At 77.2% G+C, this 675-nt stretch carries 1 pseudogene; it reads left to right on the top strand.

Annotation, left to right across the window (positions count from 1 at the left end):
* Positions 1-95: 95 nt before the first annotated feature.
* Positions 96-675: pseudogene (locus tag Val02_RS48525) on the top strand (hypothetical protein); the annotation flags it as partial.

The raw sequence follows: 675 nt of genomic DNA, 5'->3' as shown, positions 1-675 counted from the left end.
CGGCGGTACGGGCTGTGGCAGGGATCTCGGCTGGCCGCGGGACGGATCTCCCGCTGCACCGGTGATGTGCAGCGCGGCACGATCGACCCGGTCCCGTGAGCCGCCGTTCCCGCGGGCAGCAGGCCGAGCACTACTGCCCGCACCACGGTTCGCACAACTGCCCGGACTCGTGCGCGTGGCGCTGCCCGCCGGACTGCCCGCACCGCCGCGACGATGACGACGACGACGGCCCCGAACTGGAGTGGGAGGACTCCGGCGGAGGTGGCGGCGACGGCGGAGGGGGTCTCAGTTGGGGCGGTGGCGGCGGCCGCGGCGGCCGGGGGTCGGATGGCCCGTCGGGCGGGGGCCGGGGTGGCCAGGACGGCCCGGGCGACGCTCCCTCCGGTGGCGGCTGGGGCGGTGGCTCTGGCGGCTCTGGTGGCGGCGGACGCGGCGGCGGTGACGGCCCCGGCTTCGGCGGCGGTGGCGGCAGCCACGGAGGCGGCGGAGGAGGCGGCCACGGCGGTGGCGGTGGCCACGGTGGGGGCGGCGGGAAGAGCGACAGCTGCGACGGCTGCGACACCCCGTCGTGCGGCTGTGACATGTTCCACCTGTCGCTGCTCTGGCGGCTCATGGCGTTGACCGCGCCGACGAAGCGGCCGAAGGCGAAGCCGAGTGTGCCGGCGAAGGCCGGGC

Source organism: Virgisporangium aliadipatigenens (assembly GCF_016863615.1).
GTDB classification, from domain to species: Bacteria; Actinomycetota; Actinomycetes; order Mycobacteriales; family Micromonosporaceae; genus Virgisporangium; species Virgisporangium aliadipatigenens.
Note: the sequence above shows the minus strand (reverse complement) of the source record. Positions and strands in the feature narration are given on the sequence as shown.